20 protein-coding genes and 1 pseudogene are annotated in these 20,896 nt (G+C 69.2%); 8 read left to right on the top strand and 13 right to left on the bottom strand.

Annotation, left to right across the window (positions count from 1 at the left end; genetic code table 11):
* Both VFB40_RS10245 and VFB40_RS10240 read right to left on the bottom strand, forming a co-directional pair.
* Positions 1-932 (bottom strand): ABC transporter ATP-binding protein (locus VFB40_RS10245; protein WP_324849293.1); only part of this gene is annotated, 932 nt, incomplete at its 3' end.
* 157 nt (positions 933-1,089) lie between these two features.
* Positions 1,090-2,034: a BMP family lipoprotein gene (locus VFB40_RS10240; protein ID WP_324849291.1), complete on the bottom strand. Its 945-nt coding sequence runs from the start codon at positions 2,032-2,034 to the stop codon at positions 1,090-1,092.
* A gap of 7 nt (positions 2,035-2,041) precedes the next feature.
* Here VFB40_RS10240 and VFB40_RS10235 point away from each other — a divergent pair, with 7 nt between their 5' ends.
* Entirely contained in the window at positions 2,042-2,194 is a 153-nt protein-coding gene (locus tag VFB40_RS10235; RefSeq protein ID WP_324849289.1) for a hypothetical protein, read from the top strand.
* Positions 2,195-2,472: 278 nt separating this feature from the next.
* Here VFB40_RS10235 and VFB40_RS10230 read toward each other — a convergent pair whose 3' ends face one another.
* Together VFB40_RS10230 and VFB40_RS10225 are read right to left on the bottom strand one after the other, a co-directional pair.
* Positions 2,473-3,798: an amidohydrolase gene (locus VFB40_RS10230; protein WP_324849287.1), complete on the bottom strand. Its 1,326-nt coding sequence runs from the start codon at positions 3,796-3,798 to the stop codon at positions 2,473-2,475.
* Between the two features lie 194 nt (positions 3,799-3,992).
* Entirely contained in the window at positions 3,993-5,600 is a 1,608-nt protein-coding gene (locus tag VFB40_RS10225) for an acyl-CoA mutase large subunit family protein (RefSeq protein WP_324849284.1), read from the bottom strand.
* A 402-nt stretch (positions 5,601-6,002) separates the two neighbouring features.
* On the opposite strand from VFB40_RS10225, the gene sdhC reads away from it, so the two are divergent.
* From sdhC to VFB40_RS10205, 4 genes are read left to right on the top strand one after another with little or no spacing between them, the layout of a single operon-like run.
* On the top strand, positions 6,003-6,368 hold the full coding sequence (gene sdhC, locus VFB40_RS10220; RefSeq protein WP_324842411.1) for a succinate dehydrogenase, cytochrome b556 subunit: 366 nt from the start codon (positions 6,003-6,005) through the stop codon (positions 6,366-6,368).
* Positions 6,369-6,379: 11 nt separating this feature from the next.
* Positions 6,380-6,868, top strand: a complete 489-nt coding sequence (locus VFB40_RS10215) for a succinate dehydrogenase hydrophobic membrane anchor subunit (RefSeq protein ID WP_324849282.1) — start codon at positions 6,380-6,382, stop codon at positions 6,866-6,868.
* Positions 6,869-6,887: 19 nt separating this feature from the next.
* A complete protein-coding gene (sdhA, locus tag VFB40_RS10210) occupies positions 6,888-8,648 on the top strand; it encodes a succinate dehydrogenase flavoprotein subunit (RefSeq protein WP_349261424.1) in 1,761 nt (586 codons plus the stop codon).
* The gene (locus VFB40_RS10205; protein WP_324849278.1) at positions 8,648-9,448 is read left to right on the top strand and encodes a succinate dehydrogenase iron-sulfur subunit; all 801 of its coding nucleotides are present in this window, start codon (positions 8,648-8,650) and stop codon (positions 9,446-9,448) included. Before sdhA ends, VFB40_RS10205 begins: the two co-directional genes overlap by 1 nt.
* 32 nt (positions 9,449-9,480) lie before the next feature.
* Here VFB40_RS10205 and VFB40_RS10200 read toward each other — a convergent pair whose 3' ends face one another.
* Positions 9,481-9,801 (bottom strand): SCO4848 family membrane protein, encoded by a 321-nt coding sequence (locus VFB40_RS10200; RefSeq protein ID WP_324849276.1) that lies wholly within the window; start codon positions 9,799-9,801, stop codon positions 9,481-9,483.
* Positions 9,802-9,963: 162 nt separating this feature from the next.
* On the opposite strand from VFB40_RS10200, the pseudogene VFB40_RS28875 reads away from it, so the two are divergent.
* Positions 9,964-10,770 (top strand): annotated as a pseudogene (locus tag VFB40_RS28875) (hypothetical protein); the annotation flags it as partial.
* 108 nt (positions 10,771-10,878) lie between these two features.
* Here VFB40_RS28875 and VFB40_RS10190 read toward each other — a convergent pair.
* Positions 10,879-12,015 (bottom strand): BamB-related PQQ repeat family beta-propellar protein, encoded by a 1,137-nt coding sequence (locus VFB40_RS10190; RefSeq protein WP_324849272.1) that lies wholly within the window; start codon positions 12,013-12,015, stop codon positions 10,879-10,881.
* Positions 12,016-12,252: 237 nt separating this feature from the next.
* On the opposite strand from VFB40_RS10190, the gene VFB40_RS10185 reads away from it, so the two are divergent.
* Positions 12,253-13,266: an ATP-binding protein gene (locus tag VFB40_RS10185; protein WP_324849270.1), complete on the top strand. Its 1,014-nt coding sequence runs from the start codon at positions 12,253-12,255 to the stop codon at positions 13,264-13,266.
* Here the strand turns inward: VFB40_RS10185 and VFB40_RS10180 are convergent.
* The 5 genes from VFB40_RS10180 to VFB40_RS10160 all read right to left on the bottom strand — a co-directional run bounded on the left by VFB40_RS10180 (position 13,253) and on the right by VFB40_RS10160 (position 17,854).
* The gene (locus tag VFB40_RS10180; RefSeq protein WP_324849268.1) at positions 13,253-13,768 is read right to left on the bottom strand and encodes a GrpB family protein; all 516 of its coding nucleotides are present in this window, start codon (positions 13,766-13,768) and stop codon (positions 13,253-13,255) included. The two genes, VFB40_RS10185 and VFB40_RS10180, sit on opposite strands and share 14 nt — an antisense overlap.
* A gap of 41 nt (positions 13,769-13,809) precedes the next feature.
* Entirely contained in the window at positions 13,810-14,751 is a 942-nt protein-coding gene (locus tag VFB40_RS10175) for a YihY/virulence factor BrkB family protein (protein ID WP_324849266.1), read from the bottom strand.
* A gap of 94 nt (positions 14,752-14,845) precedes the next feature.
* On the bottom strand, positions 14,846-15,376 hold the full coding sequence (locus VFB40_RS10170; RefSeq protein WP_324849264.1) for a 2'-5' RNA ligase family protein: 531 nt from the start codon (positions 15,374-15,376) through the stop codon (positions 14,846-14,848).
* A gap of 12 nt (positions 15,377-15,388) precedes the next feature.
* Positions 15,389-16,456: a tryptophan--tRNA ligase gene (gene trpS, locus VFB40_RS10165; protein ID WP_324849262.1), complete on the bottom strand. Its 1,068-nt coding sequence runs from the start codon at positions 16,454-16,456 to the stop codon at positions 15,389-15,391.
* A 33-nt stretch (positions 16,457-16,489) separates the two neighbouring features.
* Complete coding sequence (locus VFB40_RS10160; RefSeq protein ID WP_324849260.1) at positions 16,490-17,854, bottom strand: hemolysin family protein; 1,365 nt, start codon at positions 17,852-17,854, stop codon at positions 16,490-16,492.
* 226 nt (positions 17,855-18,080) lie between these two features.
* Between VFB40_RS10160 and VFB40_RS10155 the strand changes: the two genes are divergently transcribed.
* Positions 18,081-18,518, top strand: a complete 438-nt coding sequence (locus tag VFB40_RS10155; RefSeq protein ID WP_324849258.1) for an Lrp/AsnC family transcriptional regulator — start codon at positions 18,081-18,083, stop codon at positions 18,516-18,518.
* 28 nt (positions 18,519-18,546) lie between these two features.
* Here the strand turns inward: VFB40_RS10155 and VFB40_RS10150 are convergent, their stop codons facing one another.
* Both VFB40_RS10150 and VFB40_RS10145 read right to left on the bottom strand, forming a co-directional pair.
* Entirely contained in the window at positions 18,547-18,966 is a 420-nt protein-coding gene (locus VFB40_RS10150) for a cellulose binding domain-containing protein (protein WP_324849256.1), read from the bottom strand.
* A 180-nt stretch (positions 18,967-19,146) separates the two neighbouring features.
* A complete protein-coding gene (locus VFB40_RS10145) occupies positions 19,147-20,841 on the bottom strand; it encodes a DUF885 domain-containing protein (RefSeq protein ID WP_324849254.1) in 1,695 nt (564 codons plus the stop codon).
* Positions 20,842-20,896 lie beyond the last annotated feature (55 nt).

The raw sequence follows: 20,896 nt of genomic DNA, 5'->3' as shown, positions 1-20,896 counted from the left end.
GAGCCGGCGTGCACCGGGATCAGCCCGAGGATCGCCTGGGCCAGCTCGGACTGGCCGTTGCCGTCCACGCCGGCGACGCCGAGGATCTCGCCGCCGCGCACCGAGAAGGAGATGTCGTCGACCGCGGGGTTGCCGTGCTGGTCGAGCACGGTCAGGCCGCTGACGTCGAAGGCCGCCGCCCCGGGCGTGGCCGGCTGCTTGTCCACCACCAGCTGCACCGCGCGGCCGACCATCATCGAGGCCAGTTCCTGCTCGGTCATCTGCGGAGTCGCGGTGCCGACCACTCGGCCGCGGCGGATCACGGTGATCCGGTCGGCGATCGCCCGGACCTCCTTGAGCTTGTGCGTGATGAAGACGATGGACTTGCCCGCCTCGCGCAGCGTGTTCATCACGGTGAACAGCTCTTCGATCTCCTGCGGGGTGAGTACCGCGGTGGGCTCGTCCAGGATCAGCACCTGGGCCTCGCGCACCAGGGCCTTGACGATCTCGACCCGCTGCTGCACGCCGACCGGGAGGTTCTCGATCCGGGCGTCCGGATTGATCGGCAGGCCGTAGCGCTCGGAGACCTCGCGTACGTGCTTGCGGGCCTTGCGCCGGTCCAGCCAGCCCATCGGCCCGGTGTCCTCGTCACCGAGGACGACGTTCTCGGCGACGGTGAACACGGGCACCAGCATGAAGTGCTGGTGCACCATGCCGATCCCGGCGGCGATCGCGTCACGCGGCCCGTGGAACTCCTTCGCCTCCCCGTCGAGCAGGATCTCGCCCTCATCCGGGTCGTAGAGCCCGTAGAGCACGTTCATCAGGGTGGACTTGCCCGCGCCGTTCTCGCCGAGCAGGCAGTGGATCTCGCCCGGCTCGACGATCAGATCGATCCGGTCGTTGGCGACCAGCGATCCGAAGCGCTTGGTGATTCCACGCAGTTCCAGGCGCACCCTCGGACCCTTCCGTACGTAGCAGTATGGAAAACCTTAAGTCCCGCGCGGCCTGCGCCGTACCCCGGCCGCGCAGAAGCGGCTGCGCCCCTCGCAAGCCGGGGCGCGTCCGGCCACCGTTCCCGTCGGCCGGACGCGCCCCGCACGTGCGCCCGGCTCAGCTCTTGGGCTGGTTCTTGGACTTGATGGTGATGGTCCCGCTGATGATGCCCTGCTTGACCGTGTCCAGCTCGGAGGTCAGTGAGGCCGGGATCTTGCCGTCGAAGTCGTGGTACGGCGCGAGGCCGGTGCCGCCGTTGGCGAGGGTGCCGACGTAGGCGGTCTCGCTGAAGTTGCCACTCGAGGCGTCCTCGACCGCCTTGGTCACCGCGTCGGAGATGCCCTTGAGCACCGAGGTGATCAGCACACTGGCATACTGCGGCGCGGCGGTGAAGCCGTCGGTGTCGACCCAGATGGCGTTGAGCCCGCCGTTGGACTGCTGCGCCTCGGCCAGCGCGCCGAGGCCGGTGCCGCCGGCGACCGGGAAGACGATGTCCGCGCCCTGGCTCATGAAGCCCGCCGCCAGCTGCTTACCGGCGTTCTGGTCCGTGAAGGACTGGGCGAAGGAGCCCTGCTGCGTGGTCTCGTTCCAGCCGAGCACCTGGACGTGGGTGCCGTGCTTGGAGTTGTAGTACTGCACGCCCTCCCAGAAGCCGTCCATGTAGACGGTGACCGGTGCGATGTTCAGGCCGCCGAAGGTGGCCACCTTGCCGGACTTGCTGTAGCCCGCGGCGAGATAGCCGCCGAGGAAGGCGCCCTGCGCGGTGTTGAATTCAAGGCCCTTGACGTTCGGGCTCACCGAGCTGGAGTCCACGATCGTGTAGTTCTGGCCGGTGTGCGTCTTCGCGGACGCGGTGGTCGCGTCGGCCATCAGGCCGCCGACCGTGACGACCAGCTTGCAGCCCTTGCCGACCAGGGACGCGATGTTGGTCGTGTACTGGTTCTCCGTGGCGGACTGCACATAGGAGACGGTCGCCTTGCCGTCGGACTGCGCCTTCTGCATACCTGCCCAGGCGGCGCTGTTGAACGAGTGGTCGTCGATCCCGCCGGTGTCGGTGACCATACACGCCGTGAAGCTGCTCGCGCCGGAACCGCCGCTCGCGCTCGCACCGGCACTCGAAGTCGAATTGCTGCTCACCGGCTTTGACCCACAAGCCGCGGCGGCCAGACCGACCACCGCGAGCGCCGCCACCAACCTGCTTTGCTTCACCGAAACCTCCTGAGAGAAGAACTGCGGCGCAGTGCGGCCGATCAAGCGAGAATAATTCGCGGCGACCGGCCTTCCCGACGAGTTCTTTCCCGCTGCGCGGAACGCAACGGCTCCGGTTGGAACCCGAGATGAAACCGTGATACGGCGGTCGCAGCCACGCCGCCAGCATCGCCCAACGCCAGTGGTGTAGCACTCCCGGTGACTGTAAACGGGCGAACCATGCGGCCGTCAGGGTCTTACGGCCCTCGCCAGTTCAGTCGCCGGTGTGAGCAGGTGCGAACCGCGTGCGGCTCAGACCGCGGCCCGGTCGGCGGCGAGTGCGGCCTCGGCGAAGAAGCGCACGCCGACCGCGATGGCCGCCTCGTCCGCGTGGAAGGTCGGCTGGTGCAGGTCCCGGGGAGTCGGGTCGCCCGGGGCGCGCACGCCGAGCCGGGCCATCGCGCCGGGCACCTGCTGCAGGTACCAGGAGAAGTCCTCGCCGCCCATGGACTGCTCGACCGGCACGATGCCGTCGCTGCCCGCGCCGCCCGGAGCCGCCATCACCCGGTGCGCGGCCTCCCGCATCAGCTCGACCACGTGCTCGTCGTTGACCACCGGGGGCACACCGCGCACGTACTCCAGCTCGGTCTTCGCGCAATACGTCGCGGCGATCGCGTCGACCAGCTCAAGGATCACGTCCGGGGCCTGGCTCCAGGCCCGCTGGTCCATCGCGCGCAGCGTGCCGCGCACCTCGCCGAACTGCGGGATCGCGTTCGGCGCGTTGCCGGCGGCGATCGCGCCCCACACCAGCGAGACCCCGGCGCGCGGGTCCATCCGCCGGGAGAGGGCCGCGGGCAGCTCGGTCACCAGCGCGGCCAGGGCGTAGACCAGGTCCACGGTCAGGTGCGGGCGGGCGGTGTGGCCGCCGGGTCCGGACAGGCGCAGGGTGAGCGTGTCGCAGGCGGCGGTCAGCGCGCCGGAGCGCAGGCCGATCCGGCCGGCGTCCACCTTCGGGTCGCAGTGCACGCCGATGATCGAGCCGACCCCGTCGAGCGCTCCGGCCTCGACCATGTCGACGGCGCCGCCGGGCAGCAGCTCCTCGGCGGGCTGGAAGATCAGCCGCACCGGGCGGGGCAGCCGGCCCGCCTTGGCCTCCTCGGCCAGGAACAGCCCCGCGCCGAGCACCGTGGTGGTGTGCACGTCGTGGCCGCAGGCGTGCGAGACACCCTCGATCACCGAGCGAAAGGGAAGCTCGCTCGCCTCCTGGATGGGCAACGCGTCGATGTCGGCGCGCAGCGCGAACCGGCTGCGGCCGCGCGGGCCCACGGAGGCGGAGGAAGAGACAGAGGGCAGCGCCGCCGCGTCGGCCGGGCCCGATTCCCCGAACGCCGGGTCGATGTCGCAGATGACGCCGCTGCCGAGCGGCAGGATCTTCGGCGCGAGGCCGGCGGCCTCCAGCGCCTCGACGATCTTTCCGGTGGTGCGCACCTCGCGGCGGCCGAGCTCCGGATGCGCGTGCATGTCGCGCCGAAACCGGATCAGATCGGGCTCCCGCCGGTCCAGGAACGCGGAGAGCCGCGACGACGCGACGTCATCGGCGGCTCGGTCCTGGAGTTCCAGCGGAAGACTTAAGTTCATTCCCCTACGGTAGTCCGTCTAATCCTGGGAATCCCAGTAGTTCCGCCATATGGGAACTTGAAGTTGACCAAGATGACACTTAAGGGCTATGGCTCGCGGCTCGTGCGGACTAGGTCGAAGGTTGCAGTCAAACGGACGAGCGATCGGTGGGTCTGAACGTTCGGAATGGGACGTGCCGAGTGATCCGACGCGGGTCAGAACGCGTCCCGCGGCACGTACGTGCCCCAGACCTTCCGCAGCGCGTGTGAGACCTCGCCGACAGTGGCCCGCGCGCGCAGGGCCTCGCGCATCGGATAGAGCACGTTGTCGTTGCCTGATGCCGCACGCTTGACCTCGTCGAGCGCGCGGTCGACGTCCGCCTGTGAGCGGTCCGCGCGCAGCTTGGCCAGGCGTTCGGCCTGCTGCATCTCGATGGTCGGGTCGACGCGCAGCGGCTCGTAGGGCTCCTCCGCGTCCAGGGTGAAGCGGTTGACGCCGACCACGACCCGCTGGCCGCCGTCGATCTCCTGGGCGATCTGGTAGGCGGAGCGCTCGATCTCGGCCTTCTGGAAGCCCTGCTCGATCGCCGCGACCGCGCCGCCGAGCGACTCGACCCGCTCCATCAGCGTGCTGATCTCGGCTTCGAGGTCTTCGGTCAGCTTCTCGACCACGTACGAGCCCGCGAACGGGTCCACCGTCTTGGTCACGTCCGTCTCGTACGCGATCACCTGCTGCGTGCGCAGCGCGAGCCGCGCGGCCTTCTCGGTGGGCAGCGCGATCGCCTCGTCGAAGGAGTTCGTGTGCAGCGACTGGGTGCCGCCGAGGACCGCGCCGAGGGCCTGGAGCGCGACCCGGATCATGTTGACCTCGGGCTGTTGGGCGGTCAGCTGCACGCCGGCGGTCTGCGTGTGGAAGCGCAGCATCTGCGACTTGGGATCCTTGGCGCCGAACTCGTCGCGCATGACCCGCGCCCAGATCCGGCGGGCGGCCCGGAACTTGGCGATCTCCTCGAGCAGCGTGGTGCGCGCGACGAAGAAGAACGAGAGCCGCGGGGCGAACTTGTCCACGTCGAGCCCGGACTCGACCGCGGCGCGCACGTACGCGATGCCGTCGGCGAGGGTGAAGGCGATCTCCTGCGCGGGCGTCGCCCCGGCCTCGGCCATGTGGTAGCCGGAGATCGAGATGGTGTTCCACTTCGGGATCTCGCGGTTGCAGTAGGCGAACACGTCCGAGACCAGCCGCAGCGAGGGCGCGGGCGGGAAGATGTACGTCCCGCGGGCGATGTACTCCTTGAGGATGTCGTTCTGGATCGTGCCGGTCAGCGCGGCGGGCGCGACCCCCTGCTCCTCGCCGACCAGTTGGTAGAGCAGCAGCAGGATCGAGGCGGGGGCGTTGATGGTCATCGAGGTGGAGACCCTGTCCAGCGGGATGCCGCCGAACAGCGTGCGCATGTCCTCGATCGAGTCGATCGCGACGCCCACCTTGCCGACCTCGCCGTGCGCGATCGGCTCGTCCGAGTCGTAGCCCATCTGGGTCGGCAGGTCGAAGGCCACGGACAGGCCGGTGGACCCGGCCGCGATCAGCTGCTGGTAGCGCTTGTTCGACTCGGAGGCCGTGCCGAAGCCCGCGTACTGGCGCATCGTCCAGGGCCGGCCGGTGTACATGGTCGGATAAACGCCGCGGGTGAAGGGGTAGCCGCCGGGCTCGCCCAGCCGTTCGGCCGGGTCCCAGTCGCCCAAGTCGGCCGGCCGGTACACCGGTCGGATCGGCAGGCCGGACTCGCTGGTCGCGGCCTGCTCGGACTGTGCTCGCTCGGACGGCATGTGAATACCTCGCGCAGTCGGAAGTCGTGGGGTCGGCACCCGTTCGGGTTGCTGCCTCTGCACCGAGTATTGCGGATCGCTCAGCACCCGCACACCCCTGTTGTCGCGCGAATCACACCACGGTCCCGTCCACGCCTGAGGTGGAATGTCCGTATTGTCGGATGCGAGATCGCTCACAGTGGCCCCTTTGGCGGCCGGTTGACGGGTAACCGGCTGCTTAACCTGTGGGTGGACAGGCAGGACTACTCCGCCTGAGCGACAACCGGAAAGGGCCGGGCAACGCCCATGGCTATAACCACGCCTAAGGTCGGCACCAGCGACGCCCAAGGCAGCGCGCCTGGGCGTGGCGTTCCCGTCTCCGGCAGCTCGGAGAGCGCCGGCCGTAAGGGCAGGCGCGGCACGCTGTACCGCGGCCGCGAGGGAATGTGGAGCTGGGTGGCGCACCGGATCACCGGCGTGCTGATCTTCTTCTTCCTGTTCGCGCACGTGCTCGACACCGCGCTGGTCCGGGTCTCGAAGTCGTCGTACAACACGGTGATCGACAGCTACAAGAACCCGGTCACCAACTTCCTCGAGTACGGCCTGACCGCGGCGATCGTCTTCCACGCCTTCAACGGGCTGCGCATCATCGCGGTGGACTTCTGGGCGAAGGGACCGCGCTATCAGCGGCGGATGCTCTGGATCGTGGTCGGCGTCTGGATCGCCCTGATGGCCGGAATGCTCTATCCGATCACCGCCCACTCGTGGCACACCATCTTCGGGAAGTAGGCCCACGCACAATGTCCGCTTCCACCGCGTCCACTTCCGCCGCGTCCACGCCCGCGACCTCTTCCCCAGCGATCGAGGCGCCCCGCTCGCCGCGCACGTCCGGTTCCGCTCGCCTGCGCAGCCGCCGCACGCCGCGCGCCACCCGCACCAACTTCGAGCTCTACAGCTGGCTGTTCATGCGGTTCTCCGGCCTGCTGCTGACCTTCCTGGTACTCGGCCACCTCTTCATCATGCTGGTGCTCGACGGCGGCGTGGAGAAGATCGACTTCGCCTTCGTGGCCGGCCGCTGGGCCTCGCCGTTCTGGCAGGTCTGGGACCTGCTCACGCTCTGGCTGGCCACCCTGCACGGCGTCAACGGCCTGCGCACGGTCGTCAACGACTACGCCGAGCGCGACGGAACCCGGCTCGCCCTCAAGACGCTGCTGTACTCCGCGGCGCTGCTGATGATCTTCCTCGGCAGCCTGGTCATCTTCACCTTCACCCCGAACATCAAGGCCTAAGGGCGCGCACACGATGGCGATCAACACGCACACTTACGACACGGTCATCGTCGGCGCGGGTGGCGCAGGCATGCGCGCGGCGCTCGAAGCCGGTACGCGGTCGCGAACTGCGGTACTCACCAAGCTGTACCCGACCCGGTCACACACCGGCGCGGCACAGGGCGGCATGTGCGCGGCCCTGGCGAACGTCGAGGATGACAACTGGGAGTGGCACACCTTCGACACGGTCAAGGGCGGCGACTACCTGACCGACCAGGACGCTGCGGAGATCATGTGCCGTGAGGCCATCGACGCGGTGCTCGACCTGGAGAAGATGGGCCTGCCCTTCTCCCGCACCCCGGAGGGCCGGATCGACCAGCGCCGTTTCGGCGGCCACACGCGTAACCACGGTGAGGCTGCGGTACGCCGCTCCTGCTACGCGGCTGACCGGACCGGTCACATGATCCTCCAGACGCTGTATCAGAACTGCGTCAAGGAGGGCATCGAGTTCTTCAACGAGTTCTACGTCCTGGACCTGCTGCTCACCGAGCCGGACGAGGATGGCGTGCGCCGCACCGCGGGTGTCGTCTCGTACGAACTCGCCACCGGCGAGATCCACGTCTTCCGGGCCAAGGCGGTCATCTTCGCCACCGGCGGCTTCGGCAAGGTCTTCAAGACCACCTCCAACGCGCACACGCTCACCGGCGACGGCATGGGCATCATCTGGCGCAAGGGCCTGCCGCTTGAGGACATGGAGTTCTACCAGTTCCACCCGACCGGCCTGGCCGGCCTCGGCATCCTGCTGACCGAGGGCGCCCGCGGCGAGGGCGGCATTCTGCGCAACGCGGACGGCGAGCGTTTCATGGAGCGTTACGCGCCAACCATCAAGGACCTGGCGCCGCGTGACATCGTGGCACGCTCGATGGTCCTGGAGGTGCGCGAGGGCCGCGGCGCCGGACCGAACAAGGACTATGTCTACCTCGACCTGACGCACCTTCCGGCCGAGCAGATCGAGGAGAAGCTGCCGGACATCACCGAGTTCGCGCGCACGTACCTCGGCGTCGAACCGACCACCGAACTGGTCCCGGTATACCCGACCGCGCACTACGCGATGGGCGGCGTGCCGACCAACGTCGAAGCCGAGGTGCTCAGCGACAACAACACCGTCGTTCCCGGCCTCTACGCGGCGGGCGAAGTAGCGTGCGTATCCGTCCACGGCGCGAACCGCCTCGGCACCAACAGCCTGCTCGACATCAACGTGTTCGGCCGCCGCGCGGGCATCGCCGCAGCCAAGTTCGCCGAGACGGCCGAACTGCCGGAACTTCCCGAGAATCCGGCCGCCTACGTCATCGCGCTCATCGACAACCTGCGCAACTCGACCGGCGCCGAGAAGGTCGCGCAGATCCGCAAGGAACTGCAAGACACCATGGACAACAACGCGGGCGTGTACCGCAACGACACGACGCTTAAGCAGGCCTACGAGGACGTCAAGGCACTCCAGGCGCGGTACAAGAACGTTGCGATCCAGGACAAGGGCAAGCGGTTCAACACCGACCTGCTCGAGGCGGTCGAACTCGGCTTCCTGCTCGACCTGGCCGAGGTCCTGGTCGTAGGCGCGCGCAACCGCAAGGAGTCGCGCGGCGGCCACGCCCGCGAGGACTACCAGAAGCGCGACGACGAGAACTTCATGCAGCACACGATGGCGTACCGGGAGGCCGGGGCGGACGGCTCATACGAGATCCGCCTGGACTGGAAGCCCGTCGCCGTCACCCGGTACCAGCCGATGGAGCGTAAGTACTGATGGCCACCGCAACCCTCGATCAGCACCAGTCGGCCGGGAGCGCCGAGCAGCAGTCCTCCGCCGCAGCGCCGCAGTTCCTCACGATCACCGTGCAGGTCCGCCGCTACAACCCGGACACCGACGAGTCGCGCTGGGACGAGTTCGAGGTACAGGCGCTGCCGACGTGGCGCATCCTCGACGCGCTGCACGCGATCAAGTGGGAGCAGGACGGCTCGCTGACCTTCCGCCGCTCCTGCGCGCATGGGGTCTGCGGCTCGGACGCGATGCGTATCAACGGCCGCAACCGCCTCGCCTGCAAGTCGCTCGTCAAGGACCTGATGACGATCGACAAGAAGACCGGACGGGCCAAGCCGATCACGGTCGAGCCGATCCAGGGCCTGCCGGTGATCAAGGACCTGGTCGTGGACATGGAGCCGTTCCTGCAGGCCTACCGCGACGTCAAGCCGTTCCTGATCGCGCACGGCAACTCGCCGACCCGCGAGCGGCTTCAGTCGCAGCAGGACCGGGAGCGCTTCGACGACACCACCAAGTGCATCCTGTGCGCGGCCTGCACGACGTCCTGCCCGGTGTTCTGGACGGACGGCCAGTACTTCGGCCCGGCCGCGATCGTCAACGCGCACCGCTTCATCTTCGATTCGCGCGACGACGGGGCCGAGGAGCGCCTGGAGATCCTGAACGACCGCGAGGGCGTCTGGCGCTGCCGCACCACCTTCAACTGCACGGAGGCCTGCCCGCGCGGTATTCAGATCACCCAGGCCATCGCCGAGGTGAAGCGGGCGTTGATCACGCGGCGGGTGTAGGGCGAGCCGGCCTGAACCGAGCGATTACTCAACTACTCCACGGAAGCCGCAGTCTTAGCGGCCGGGGCGACAGCAGTCGTCTCGGCCGCCGCCATGTTGGCAGTCTTGGACGTCGTCACGTCGGCGGTCTTGGCCGCGCGCAGTCCCCGCCAGCCGAGCCAGCCGATGGCGGAGCCGAACGTGATCGAGATGACTGCCAACGCCACGTGCACCCCGAAGAACGCCGTCGGCGCGTGAGTCGGGCTCCACGACCGCGAGTCCGCCGAGATGTTCTTGATCAAGGTCACCCAGATGAACCACGACCACGCAGCGAACGCGATCAAGAGCCACGAAGCACGCCGAGAGAGTTGCATGTCAACCAGGCTACCTGCCCCGAGTTGATCGAGATCGTCCCCCTGCGCCGTCATGGGGTACCGGTCGGGCGGCTGGGGAATCATCGCTGTGCGAGAGCGGCTGGCGTGGTGGGGCGAGTATCGCGGCATGGCTGACTCCGGCGAGAAGGGGGACAGGTTGCCATGACCAGCCGCGGCCGAGGAACGCTGGCGTTGGTCCTGCTCGCCGCCTCGTTCGCGCTGATGACCGTGTTGGCGCGCTACCTCAATACGAGCTTCACCATCGCGCAGCAGGTCTATCTGCGCGGGGCGGCGGCCCTTCTCGTCGCCAGTTTCGTTTTCAACTCGCGCATTCGCTGGCGAGTCGTGGCACGCGTCAGACCGCGAGAGTGGGGCGTCATCGCCATACGGGCACTGCTGCTGTACCCGATCGGCACGGAACTCTTCTCCAACGCCGCGACATTGACACTCATCGGCGACGTCTCGTTCATCGCCGCGCTTCCGCTCGTCTCGATCTTGTCGCTGGCCCTTCGACAGACTCCTGTCACGCGGCGCCGCATCGGGAGTGTCGCCGGCTCCGTCGTCGGGGTCGCCGCGGTATCGCTGCACGATCCGGGCCGCGGGATACACCTGCCGGTCTGGGATCGCGGCGATCTGCTCGCGCTGTTGGGACTGCTTGGCATCGCGGCGAGCTATCTCGGCCGGTCACAGCACGACGGCGCCCTGAACAATGCTGAGATCACTGTCCTCATCCTGGGCGCCGGCGTGCTGTGGGTGGCCCTCGGTTCCTTCGGGTCCGGCCAAGGCATGCCGCACCCCGGTCAACACTGGCCGGTGTGGGGTGCGGTCATGCTCGCCGGGATCCTGAACGCGCTCAACGTGTTCTTGATCAACTATGGCTTCGAGCAGGTCGAGCCCGTTCGTGCCGGGAATCTGCTCACGTTGGAGGCGGTATGGGGCCTTGCCTTCGGCCTCGTGTTCTACCGCCAATGGCCGACCGTGCTTGAGCTTCTCGGGGGCACGGCGATCGTCGGGTGCGCGCTAGTCCTGAACTCGGCACGCGATCAAATCCCCGCCGACGCGCCGTGCCCCAGGCTCCTAGTCGAAGGCGGTGACGGTGGAGCCGGTGGGCACGACGAGCAGGCCGTTGCCGACGTTGATGTCCGACGGGGGCGCGAAGTACTCGCCGCCACCGCCAGGGGTGCCGGGGAGGGGCAGCGTGACGACGATCTTGCCGGTCGACGTGCTGACTCCGTACAGCTTGTTGCCGGCCCCGCCCAGGTAGACGACGTTGCCCGCGATGACCGGGCCGGCGACGATCTGGCTGGGGAGGGTCGTGGTGAAGCGGAGCGCGAAGTTCGACAGGGTCTCGGAGGTCAGTTGCGTGCCGTTGGCGAAGAACGCGTTGCCGCCGGAGAACGCGGGCGCTCCGGTGAAGGCGCCGACGGCGGCGCCGGTGCTCTTCTTGAGAATGTGGTGGCCGGTGTCGGAGAAGAACAACGACGAGGTGAGGTACGAGGTGCCCCCGCCGCCACCGGTGCAGCCATCGTTGTCGTTCCAGAGGACCGCGCCGGTGAGTGAGATGTGGGTCTGCGAGCAGCCGCCGTTGGCGTAGACGCCGCTGCCGTCCACCGCGAGGGATCCGCCGTCACCGTCCACGGCGGCCTGCCAGTCCACGGCGCCGGTCGACTCGGACAGGGCCACGACCTGACCAGATCCGTAGACGTAGACGACGCCGCCGGTCGCGACCGGCTCGCCGGAGAAGTTCCCCGTGGCGGTCGACCAGAGCTGGGCGCCGGTCGCGGGATCGAACGCCGTGACCGTGCCGTCGAAGTTGTTGGCGAACAACTCGCCGCCGTCATAGGCGAGGGCGAAGTAGTAGTACGTGCCGCTGAGCGCGACGGGACCCCAGACCACCTTGCCGGTTGCCGCGTCCAGCGCGTAGAGCTGGCCGCCGTAGTTGCCGCCGGGGTTCGCCGTCGCGACGAAGACCTTGCCGGCCGCGATGATCGGGTACGAAGCCGACCCGTTCAGGGTGACCGACCACTTCTGGTGGGGCGCCGCCGAGAGCGCGGTGCACGACTTGCCGTTCCGGCTGGCGTCGACGTGGTGGGCGACCGCCGGGCAGGTGGCGGTGGTCGCGGACTCGGTGGCGCCGGCCGGCGCCGCCACCATGGCTAGGGCTGACGCGCACGTCAGGGTCGTGATGGACGCGAACAAGGAACGTCCCCGCATGAAGCCTCCCCGGGAAATGCCAGCCCCGTGCTGGCAGCAATATTCTATCGAAGGGCTCTGACAGATAGCGCGTGCATCAGTTCTCACGCCTCGAACGCACCATGGCCCGGAGGCGGCAAACGGCGGACACCCATAAGGCGGACCGGGATTTGACGGCCGCCGCGTGGCCCCTGGCAGACTGAGGGTCGTTCTTGCACTTGAAAACCATTTCTAGGAACCTCACGCTCGGAGCGCGCCATGCGGATCGCCTTCGTCGGCAAGGGCGGCAGCGGTAAGACCACCCTCTCCTCGCTGTTCATCCGGCACCTGGCGGCCGCGTCCGCTCCGGTGCTCGCCATCGACGCGGACATCAATCAGCACCTTGGCACCGCCCTGGGACTCGACGAGCGCACCGCGGCCGGCATCCCGCCGCTGAGCCGCTTCACCCGCGCGATCAAGGACTACTTGCGCGGCGACAACCCGCGCATCCCCTCCGCCGCCGAGATGGTGAAGACGACACCGCCCGGTACCGGCTCACGCCTGCTGCGCTTCGGCTCCCCTTCGCCGCTGGACGACTGGTGCACGTACGACTTCTCCGCAGCCGACGCCGCAGCCGACGAAAACGCCACCGTCGACCTCGCCGGCGTCCGGCTCATGGTGACCGGCGTCTTCGACGAGTCAGACCTCGGCGTCGCGTGCTACCACTCGAAGGTCGGGGCGGCCGAGCTGTATCTCAATCATCTGATCGACGGGCCGGGCGAGTACGTCGTCATGGACATGACGGCCGGCGCCGACGCGTTCGCCTCCGGCCTGTTCACCCGCTTCGACGCGACGCTCCTCGTCGTCGAGCCGACCCGGAAGAGCCTGTCCGTCTATCACCAATACCGCGAGTACGCCGACGAGTACGGCATCGTGGTCCACGCGGTCGGCAACAAGATCACCGAGCCGGGCGACCTCGCCTTCCTCCGCGGTGAGCTCGGCGACGCGCTGATCGGCGGGCTCACCTTCTCTCGGGCCGTGCGGGCGCAGGAGCGCGGCGAGCGGATCTCGCTGGAGCAATTGGAGCCCGAGAACCGGACGCTTCTGGCGGACCTTCAGCGGCGCGTCGACGAGGTACCGAAGGATTGGGCGCGGTACACCGAGCTCGCGCATCACTTCCACGTGAAGAACGCACACAGCTGGGCCAATAGCTCGGTCGGTAAGGACGTCACGACGCAGATTGACCCGGATTTCTCTTTGGTGGACCACATGGCGGTCGTCAGCGGAGTGTGACGCCGTGCGCTGCTAGCACGCGCACGACAAAGGCGCGCTTGTCGGCGGTGTACGCCTTGACGTCGTCGCCGTGGGCGTCGGCGAGCCGCAGCTTGAGCGCTTGGTATTCGTCGCGCAGCGCGGTGTCGGCGCGTAGGGCGTCGCGGAAAGTAAGTCGTTCACGCCACAGGGCGCTGCCGGGCTCCGTGAGGTGCAGGTGGTGCGTGCGCTCAGCGTGTTCCTCGCTCCGCGGCTTGTGAAACCAGAGCGCTTCCGGCCGGTGCGGGGAGTGGCGGTATCCGTGATCTTCGAGCACTGGAATCGCGGCCTCGGCCGCTGACAGGTCCCGAACGCCGGCCATCGCGTCGATGATCGGCTTAGCCGACAGGCCGGGGATCGCGGTCGAACCGATGTGGTGCACGCCGTCGATCAGCCAGGGCGCGAGCAGGCACTCAAGCTGCGCGCGCTCGGCTTCGAAGCGGCGCGGCCAGTCGAGGTCGTACGGGGCGACGATGATCGGCACGACTGAAGGATCTCACGGCTGGAACATCGCGGGTCGGCCGGTCAGGCGTCGGACGCCGAACCCTGCGCCTGTGTAGCGGGCCGGTCCAGCGTACGGATCGCGGTCCACGCCGATAGGAACAGCAGCACCTGGAACGTGATGTCGAGCCACAGCAGCACCGCGACCGGGACGCCGAACGCGCCGTACAGCGTCTTGCCCGCGACCCGGTCCAGGTACGCGCCCACCAGGCGCTTGGTGACTTCGAACAGGATCGCCGCCACCAGCGAGGTGTGCAGCAGCAGGGCTCGCGGGACGCGCAGGCGCGGGATCCCGGCGAGTAAGTAGGCGAACATGACCGTCGAGGCGATCAGGCCGACGGCCGTGCCGAGCAGCCACAGGAAGACGCGCGCCGGGGGCGTGTCCGCGATGCCGAGGTGGCGCAGCACGCTGCTGGCGAGCGCGGAGGTCGCGGCCGACGCGGCGAGCGAGACCACCACCGTGAGCCCGAGGCCGATCAGCGACCCGAGGTCGGCCAGCTTGCGGCCGGCGAACCCGCCGGGCATGTCCTCGACCTCCCAGACCGTGCGCAGGCAGCCGCGGGCCGCGTTGACCCAGGACAGGCCGGTCCACACCAGCAGCAGGCCGCCGACCACGCCGATGGTGGCCGCGTTGCTGACGACGCCGTCAAGCGGCAGCTTGTCGGCGAGCCCGGGGACGTTGTTCTCGATCCGGTCGCGCAGATGCTCGATGCCTGAGTTGCCGAGCAGCGCGGCCGTGATCGCGATGCTGACCGCGAGCAGCGGGAAGAGGGAGAGGAAGGCCGAGTAGGTGATCGCCGCGGCCAGGCGGCTGCCGCGCTGGGTCCGGTAGCGGGTGAAGGCCCGGCCGGCGGTAGTGCGCTCGGCGCGATCGATCCACGGGCTGATACGGGCCTTGACGCGCGAGCCGACGTGCAACGTTCCGAACAGCGCCCTGATTCGCGTGTTAATGCCGCCGACCGCCACGCGCCAAGGTTAGCGGGGCGCGACGGGATGTCAGGCAGTGGCGCGCTCAGACGGTGACGCCCTCAGGCGGTGACGCCCTCAGACGGTGACGCCCTCAGGCGGCGGCGCGCACCACGGAAGGAAAGGGGAAGGTGCGCACGGCTCGCCACATCCCTTCCGGCTCCAGCTGGTAGAGGCCGAAGCCGGATATCTCGAACTCGGCCTCGTAGTCGGCCAGGTCGGCCTGCGCCGCGTCCAGGGCGGCGTCGCCCAAGTCGTGCGCGACAGTCACGTGCGGGTGGTACGGGAACTGCAGCGCCCGCTCCAGCACCCCGGCGCGCACCTGGGCCTCCAGCTCGATGCACTCCAGCAGCCCGCGCTCGACCCGCAAGAAGACGACCTGGGACACCGGGCGGAAGGTGCCGGTGCCGCGCAGCCGCATGGTGAACGGCCGGCCGCGCGCGGCGATCGCTGCCAGGTGCCCCTCGACCTGCTCCGCCACCCGCGGGTCCACCTCGGTGGGCGGCAGCAGGGTCACGTGCATCGGCACTATCTCGGCCTGTGGATCCCCGTAGGCGCGGCGGCGCGCGCGCAGCTCGCCGTCGTACGGTTCGGGGATCGCCAGGAGTATGCCGATCGTACTCATCGAGTCAGCACGTTAGCCGATCCGCGAGGCGGCCGGGGCGGCGGGCAGGAAACCCATGCGGTCATAAGTTGCGGCCAGGGTCGGGGCCGCCAGAGCGCGCGCCCGTTCTGCGCCCTCGGCCAGAATCGCGTCCAGCTTGTCCGGCTCGGCCAGGACCGCCTCGGTGCGCTCCTTGAACGCACCGAAGGTGCTGACCACCAGCTCGGCCAGGTCCTTCTTCAGGTCGCCGTAGCCGCGGCCCTCGTAGGAGCGCTCCAGATCCTCGACGCTGCGCTCGTCCAGCGCGCTGTAGATGCGCAGCAGGTTCGAGATGCCGGGCTTGTTCTCCTCGTCGAAGCGGATCTCCCGCTCGGCGTCGGTGACCGCGGACTTGATCTTCTTCGCGTTGACCTTCGGGTCGGCCAGCAGCTCGATCAAGCCGGCCTCGGACTCGGCGGACTTCGACATCTTCGCCGTCGGGTCCTGCAGGTCGAGGATCTTGGCGGTGTCCTTGATGATGTACGGCTTGGGCACCACGAAGGTCTCGCCGTAGCGGCCGTTGAAGCGCTGGGCCAGGTCGCGGCTCAGCTCGAGGTGCTGGCGCTGGTCCTCGCCGACCGGGACGTAGTCGGTCTGGTAGAGCAGGATGTCGGCGACCATCAGCATCGGGTAGGTGAACAGGCCGACCGTGGCCGCACCGACGCCGTGCCTTGCCGACTTGTCCTTGAACTGGGTCATCCGGGAGGCCTCGCCGAACCCGGTGATGCAGTTCATCACCCAGGCGAGCTGCGCGTGCTCCGGCACGTGGCTCTGCACGAACAGGGTGCAGCGCTGCGGGTCGAGGCCGGCGGCGAGCAGCTGCGCGGCGGCGATCTGGCTGCGGCGGCGCAGGACCGCCGGGTCCTGCTCGACCGTGATCGCGTGCAGGTCGACGACGCAGTACAGCGCGTCGTAGTCGTCCTGCATGGCCACCCAGTTGCGGACCGCGCCCAGATAGTTGCCGAGGTGGAACGAGTTGGCAGTGGGCTGGATGCCGCTGAACACCCGGGGTCGGGCGGCCGGCGCGGCGGTCTGCGACTGAGGCGACTGATCGGACGACATGCGCTCCATTGTCGCAGACGACGACGCGGCGCTTCACCCCTCTTTGCGCGCCCCCTGGGCGGCCTCGGCGGCGCGCTCGGGGGCTGATTCGGGGGCCGGTTCCGGCAGCGGTTCGGACGCGGGCTCGGTGCGGGTGAGCCGCACTCTGGCGATGCGCCGGCCGTCCATGGCGTGCACGGTCAGCCGCAGGCCGTCGAAGGCCACCTGGTCGCCGACCGCGGGCAGCCGGCCGAGGCGGGCCACGATGTATCCGGCCAGCGTCTCGTAGGGTCCGTCGGTGAGCTCGACGCCGGTCTCGTCGTGGAAGTCGTCGAGGTTGATCAGGCCGTCGAGTTCGAGATCGCCGTTGCGCAGCCTGGTCACGCGGGCGCGGGCCACGTCGTACTCGTCGCGGATGTCGCCGATGACCTCCTCGACGAGGTCTTCCAGCGTCACGATGCCGGCGGTGCCGCCGTACTCGTCGAGCACGATCGCCAGGTGGAAGGAGTCGCGGCGCATCTCGGAGAGCGCCGAGAGCACGTGCTTGGTCTCCGGCAGGAATATCACCGGGCGGGTCAGGTCGGCCACGCGCCGGGCGCGGTCGCGGGCGTCCAGCGCGAGCAGGTCGCGCACGTGGACGAAGCCGACGATGTTGTCCGACGAGCCGTCAGTCACCGGATAGCGGGAGTGCGGCCGGCGGCCGATCTGCGCTGCGGCCTCCTCCAGCGGTATCGCACCGTCGAGGAAGACCACCTCGGTGCGCGGGACCAGCACCTCGCGCAGCTGCCGGTCGCCGGCCCCGAAGACCTCGTCGATCAGGCGCCGCTCGTCCGTGCTGAGGGTGTCGGCAGAGGCGACGAGCTGACGCAGCTCCGCCTCGCTGACCTGCTCGCGGCCGACGTTCGGGTCGCCGCCGAAGAGGCGCACGACGCCGTCGGTGCACACGGAGAGCAGCCAGATCACCGGTCGGCAGATCCGCGCCATGCCCTGCAGGAAGGGCGCGACGGCCTTCGCGGTGGACTCGGCGCGCTGCAGGGCGAGCCGCTTGGGCGCCAGCTCGCCGATCACCAGCGTGATGAACGAGATGATCATCGTCACGCCGACCAGGCCGACGAAGCCGGCCAGGCCGGAGCCGAGCCCGGCCCGCATGAGCGCGCGCTTGGCGCTCTCGGACAGGGTGGTCGCGCCGTACGCGGAGGACAGCAGCGCGGTGAGCGTGACGCCGATCTGCACGGTCGCCAGGAACCGGTTGGGGTCGCGGACCAGGCGCGCGACGATGCCGCCGCGCCTGCCGGAGGCGGCGAGCGTCTGGAGTTGCCCCTCGCGCAGCGAGACCAGGGCGATCTCGGAGGCCACGAACAGGGCCTCGATCAGGATCAGCGCGAGGACGACGAGACAGGAGACTACGGTCGGGTTCACGGCGTGCGCTGCACCTGCCTGCTTCGCTCCGGGGCGCGGTCGCGCCGGAGCCTGCGCGGTGGCGCGCACGCCGGTCTATGCGCGCCCGGGTCCAGGTCGCCCGGTGGGTGGGTGCTTGTGCCCATGGGAAAAGTCTACCGATCCGGCAGCGTGTGGGCCGTACCGGGATTTCCCGGTGCGACCCCGGAAACGGCAATGAATTCTCAATGGGCTTTAAAATCCCCGAATGCGAAGGGATGAGACGGACGAGCGGATCATCGGCTGCCTGCTGCGTGACGCCCGCTCCGCTTACGCCGACATCGGCGCGCAGGTGGGGCTGTCCGCTCCGGCAGTGAAGCGGCGCGTGGACCGGCTGCGCGCCGAGGGCCTGATCACCGGGTTCACCGCGCTGGTCGATCCGGCCGCGCTCGGCTGGACCACAGAGGCGTTCGTCGAGCTGTACTGCACGGGCCGCACCTCGCCGGACACCATTCGCGCGGCCATGTCCGACAATCCGGAGATCATCGCGGCCTACACGGTGACCGGCGAGGCGGACGCGCTGCTGCACCTGCGCACCCGGGACACTGCGCACCTGGAGACGGTGCTGGAGCGGGTGCGGATGGCGCCCTTCGTGCAGCAGACCAAGTCGGTACTGGTGCTCTCCCGGCTGATCGACCGGCGGTAGCGCGCCGACGCCAACCCTCTCGACGGCGCTACTGGATCGGAAGAACCACGCCCGGGGTACAGGTGACGTTCGTGAAGCCGCCCACGACCGGTCCCTGCGCGACACCTCCGAAGCCATACACCGAGCCGCCGGGCGGAACCGAGCTGCCGTAGCCGCCATAGCTTTGCGCGACGACGTGCTGTCCGGACTGGACGACGCTGGCGTTCCACGTCGTGTAGATGACGTCACCGGGTGGCAGGTCGAACGTGATGACCCAGGAGTTGAAGGCTTCCGTCCCGGTGTTCGTGACCACGAACTGGAAGTCGAAGCCAACGTTCCAGACATCCGGGTAGGTCGGCGTGGCACGGCAGGAAAGCGTCCCCGCCGCGCTCGCCGACGCAGAGAGCGGTACCAAGGCCAACCCGAGCAGCAGCGAGCCGGCGGCAAGCACGGCGCCCCGTTTGCGCATCAGAGTCCTCCATCAGCTGACACCCGTCGCGAATTCGCACGGTATGTCCGCGAGACCGGCCAGGCAACACCGCCGATCGGCAGAACACTGATTCGCTGCTCCCGAGGCCGCGTGGCTCCCAGCGCCGTGAAAGCTTCAGCGCCGGGAGCATCGCGGCCGCGAATCGCTGGCGCCGGGGCGCTACAGCCGGGCCAGCGCCGCCTGGAGCGGGTCGAGGCCGAGGCTGCCGAGCGCGAGCGCCTGGCTGTGGAACTCCTTGAGGTCGAACGCCGCGCCCTTGCGCGCCTTCGCGTCCTCCCGGGCCTGAAGCCAGATCCGCTCGCCCAGCTTGTAGGAGGGCGCCTGGCCGGGCCAGCCGAGGTAGCGGTTGAGCTCGAAGCGCAGCATCTCGTCGCCGACGCGGACGTGGGCGCGCAGGAACTCCCAGGCCAGTTCGGCGTTCCAGGTCTCGCCCTCGTGCCAGCCGGTGCCCGCCGGGATCGGCAGCTGCAGGTGGACGCCGAGGTCGACGACGACCCGCGCGGCGCGCAGCATCTGCCCGTCGAGCATGCCGAGCAGGTCGGCCGGGTCCTCGAGGTATCCGAGTTCTTCCATGAGCCGCTCGGAGTACAGCGCCCAGCCCTCGCCGTGCCCGGAGACCCAGCACATCACCCGGCGCCAGCGGTTCAGCTTCTCGCGCTGGTAGACGGCCTGCGCGACCTGCAGGTGATGGCCGGGGACGCCCTCGTGGTAGACCGTGGTGACCTCGCGCCAGGTCGAGAACTCCTCGACGCCGTCGGCCACCGCCCACCACATCCGGCCGGGCCGGGTGAAGTCCTCGCTCGGCGCGGTGTAGTAGATCCCGCCCTCGCTGGTCGGGGCGATCATGCACTCGATGCGGCGGGCCGGCTCCGGGATGTCGAAGTGCCGGCCGTGCAGGTCGGCGATGGTGCGGTCGGCCAGCTCCTGCATCCAGTCGCGGAAGGCCGCCTTTCCGGCGATCTTGCGGCCGGGCTCGGTGTCGAGGGCGGCCACGGCGTCGTCCACGCTGCCGCCCGGCACGATGAGCCCGGCGACCCGGTTCATCTCCGCTTCCAGCCGCTTGACCTCGGACCAGCCCCAGGCGTACGCGTCGTCCAGGTCCACGGCCGCGCCGAGGAAGTAGCGGGAGGCGAGCGCGTAGCGGTCGCGGCCGACGGCGTCCTGCTCGGGAGCGAAGGGCAGCAGCTCGGTTTCGAGGAAGGTCCCGAACTCGGCGGTCGCGGCCCGCGCCGCCTGCGCCGCGCGGTCAAGCTCGGCGCGCAGCGCACCCTCGGCTCCGGTGCGTGCGACCAGTCCGGCGTAGAAGCCGGGGCCCGCGGCCTCGTCGTCCTGCGCGGCCGCGGCGGCGGACTGGCCGGACCACTCAGCACACTGCTTTGCGCACTCGATGACCTGACGCCGCGCCGCGACGTGCCCGCTCTTCGCCGACTCCAGCAGCGTGCGCCGCAGTCCCGCGTACGCGTCCGGCACGGCCGCCATCCGTCGCGCGAGGTTGCGCTGCGCCTCTTCGCCCTCGACCGGCATGAGGTCGAAGACCTGGCGCACCGCCTGCAGCGGGCTTGCCAGCACATTGAGATCGCTGGTGGCCTCGCCGGCGTCGTAGAACTCGACGGCCAGGCCGAGGCGTTCCAGCATCGCGTCCTTGGCGACCTGCTCGCCCTCGCCGTCAGCGGTCTGCGCGCTCAGCGCGGCGATCGTCGTGCGATCCAGCTCGACCCGGGCGCGGAAGCCGTCGGGGCTCAGGTCGGACATGCGGTCGTCGTACCCGGGGATGCCGGCGTAGGTGGCCTCCAGCGGGTTGAGCGCCGCGGCGCGCTCGACGTACCCGTCCGCGATCTCGTCGATGTTGCTCATGTGACCGCACGCTAGCGCCGACAGCCCGGGAGAGGCTGCCCAATTTCCCGGACAG

Origin of the sequence: Actinocrinis sp., from assembly GCF_035650855.1 — a bacterium.
GTDB lineage: Bacteria > Actinomycetota > Actinomycetes > Streptomycetales > Catenulisporaceae > Actinocrinis.
The sequence above is the reverse complement of the archived record's forward strand: the minus strand, read 5'-3'. Positions and strand labels throughout refer to the sequence as shown.

Bases quoted from the DNA above. Each gene is read 5' to 3' on its own strand.
- VFB40_RS10240 (WP_324849291.1), bottom strand. From the start codon at position 2,034: ATGGTCACCGACACCGGCGGGATCGACGACCACTCGTTCAACAGCGCC.
- VFB40_RS10230 (WP_324849287.1), bottom strand. From the start codon at position 3,798: ATGAACTTAAGTCTTCCGCTGGAACTCCAGGACCGAGCCGCCGATGAC.
- VFB40_RS10225 (WP_324849284.1), bottom strand. From the start codon at position 5,600: ATGCCGTCCGAGCGAGCACAGTCCGAGCAGGCCGCGACCAGCGAGTCC.
- VFB40_RS10215 (WP_324849282.1), top strand. From the start codon at position 6,380: ATGTCCGCTTCCACCGCGTCCACTTCCGCCGCGTCCACGCCCGCGACC.
- VFB40_RS10205 (WP_324849278.1), top strand. From the start codon at position 8,648: ATGGCCACCGCAACCCTCGATCAGCACCAGTCGGCCGGGAGCGCCGAG.
- VFB40_RS10200 (WP_324849276.1), bottom strand. From the start codon at position 9,801: ATGCAACTCTCTCGGCGTGCTTCGTGGCTCTTGATCGCGTTCGCTGCG.
- VFB40_RS10190 (WP_324849272.1), bottom strand. From the start codon at position 12,015: ATGCGGGGACGTTCCTTGTTCGCGTCCATCACGACCCTGACGTGCGCG.
- VFB40_RS10185 (WP_324849270.1), top strand. From the start codon at position 12,253: ATGCGGATCGCCTTCGTCGGCAAGGGCGGCAGCGGTAAGACCACCCTC.
- VFB40_RS10170 (WP_324849264.1), bottom strand. From the start codon at position 15,376: ATGAGTACGATCGGCATACTCCTGGCGATCCCCGAACCGTACGACGGC.
- trpS (WP_324849262.1), bottom strand. From the start codon at position 16,456: ATGTCGTCCGATCAGTCGCCTCAGTCGCAGACCGCCGCGCCGGCCGCC.
- VFB40_RS10155 (WP_324849258.1), top strand. From the start codon at position 18,081: ATGCGAAGGGATGAGACGGACGAGCGGATCATCGGCTGCCTGCTGCGT.
- VFB40_RS10150 (WP_324849256.1), bottom strand. From the start codon at position 18,966: ATGCGCAAACGGGGCGCCGTGCTTGCCGCCGGCTCGCTGCTGCTCGGG.
- VFB40_RS10145 (WP_324849254.1), bottom strand. From the start codon at position 20,841: ATGAGCAACATCGACGAGATCGCGGACGGGTACGTCGAGCGCGCCGCG.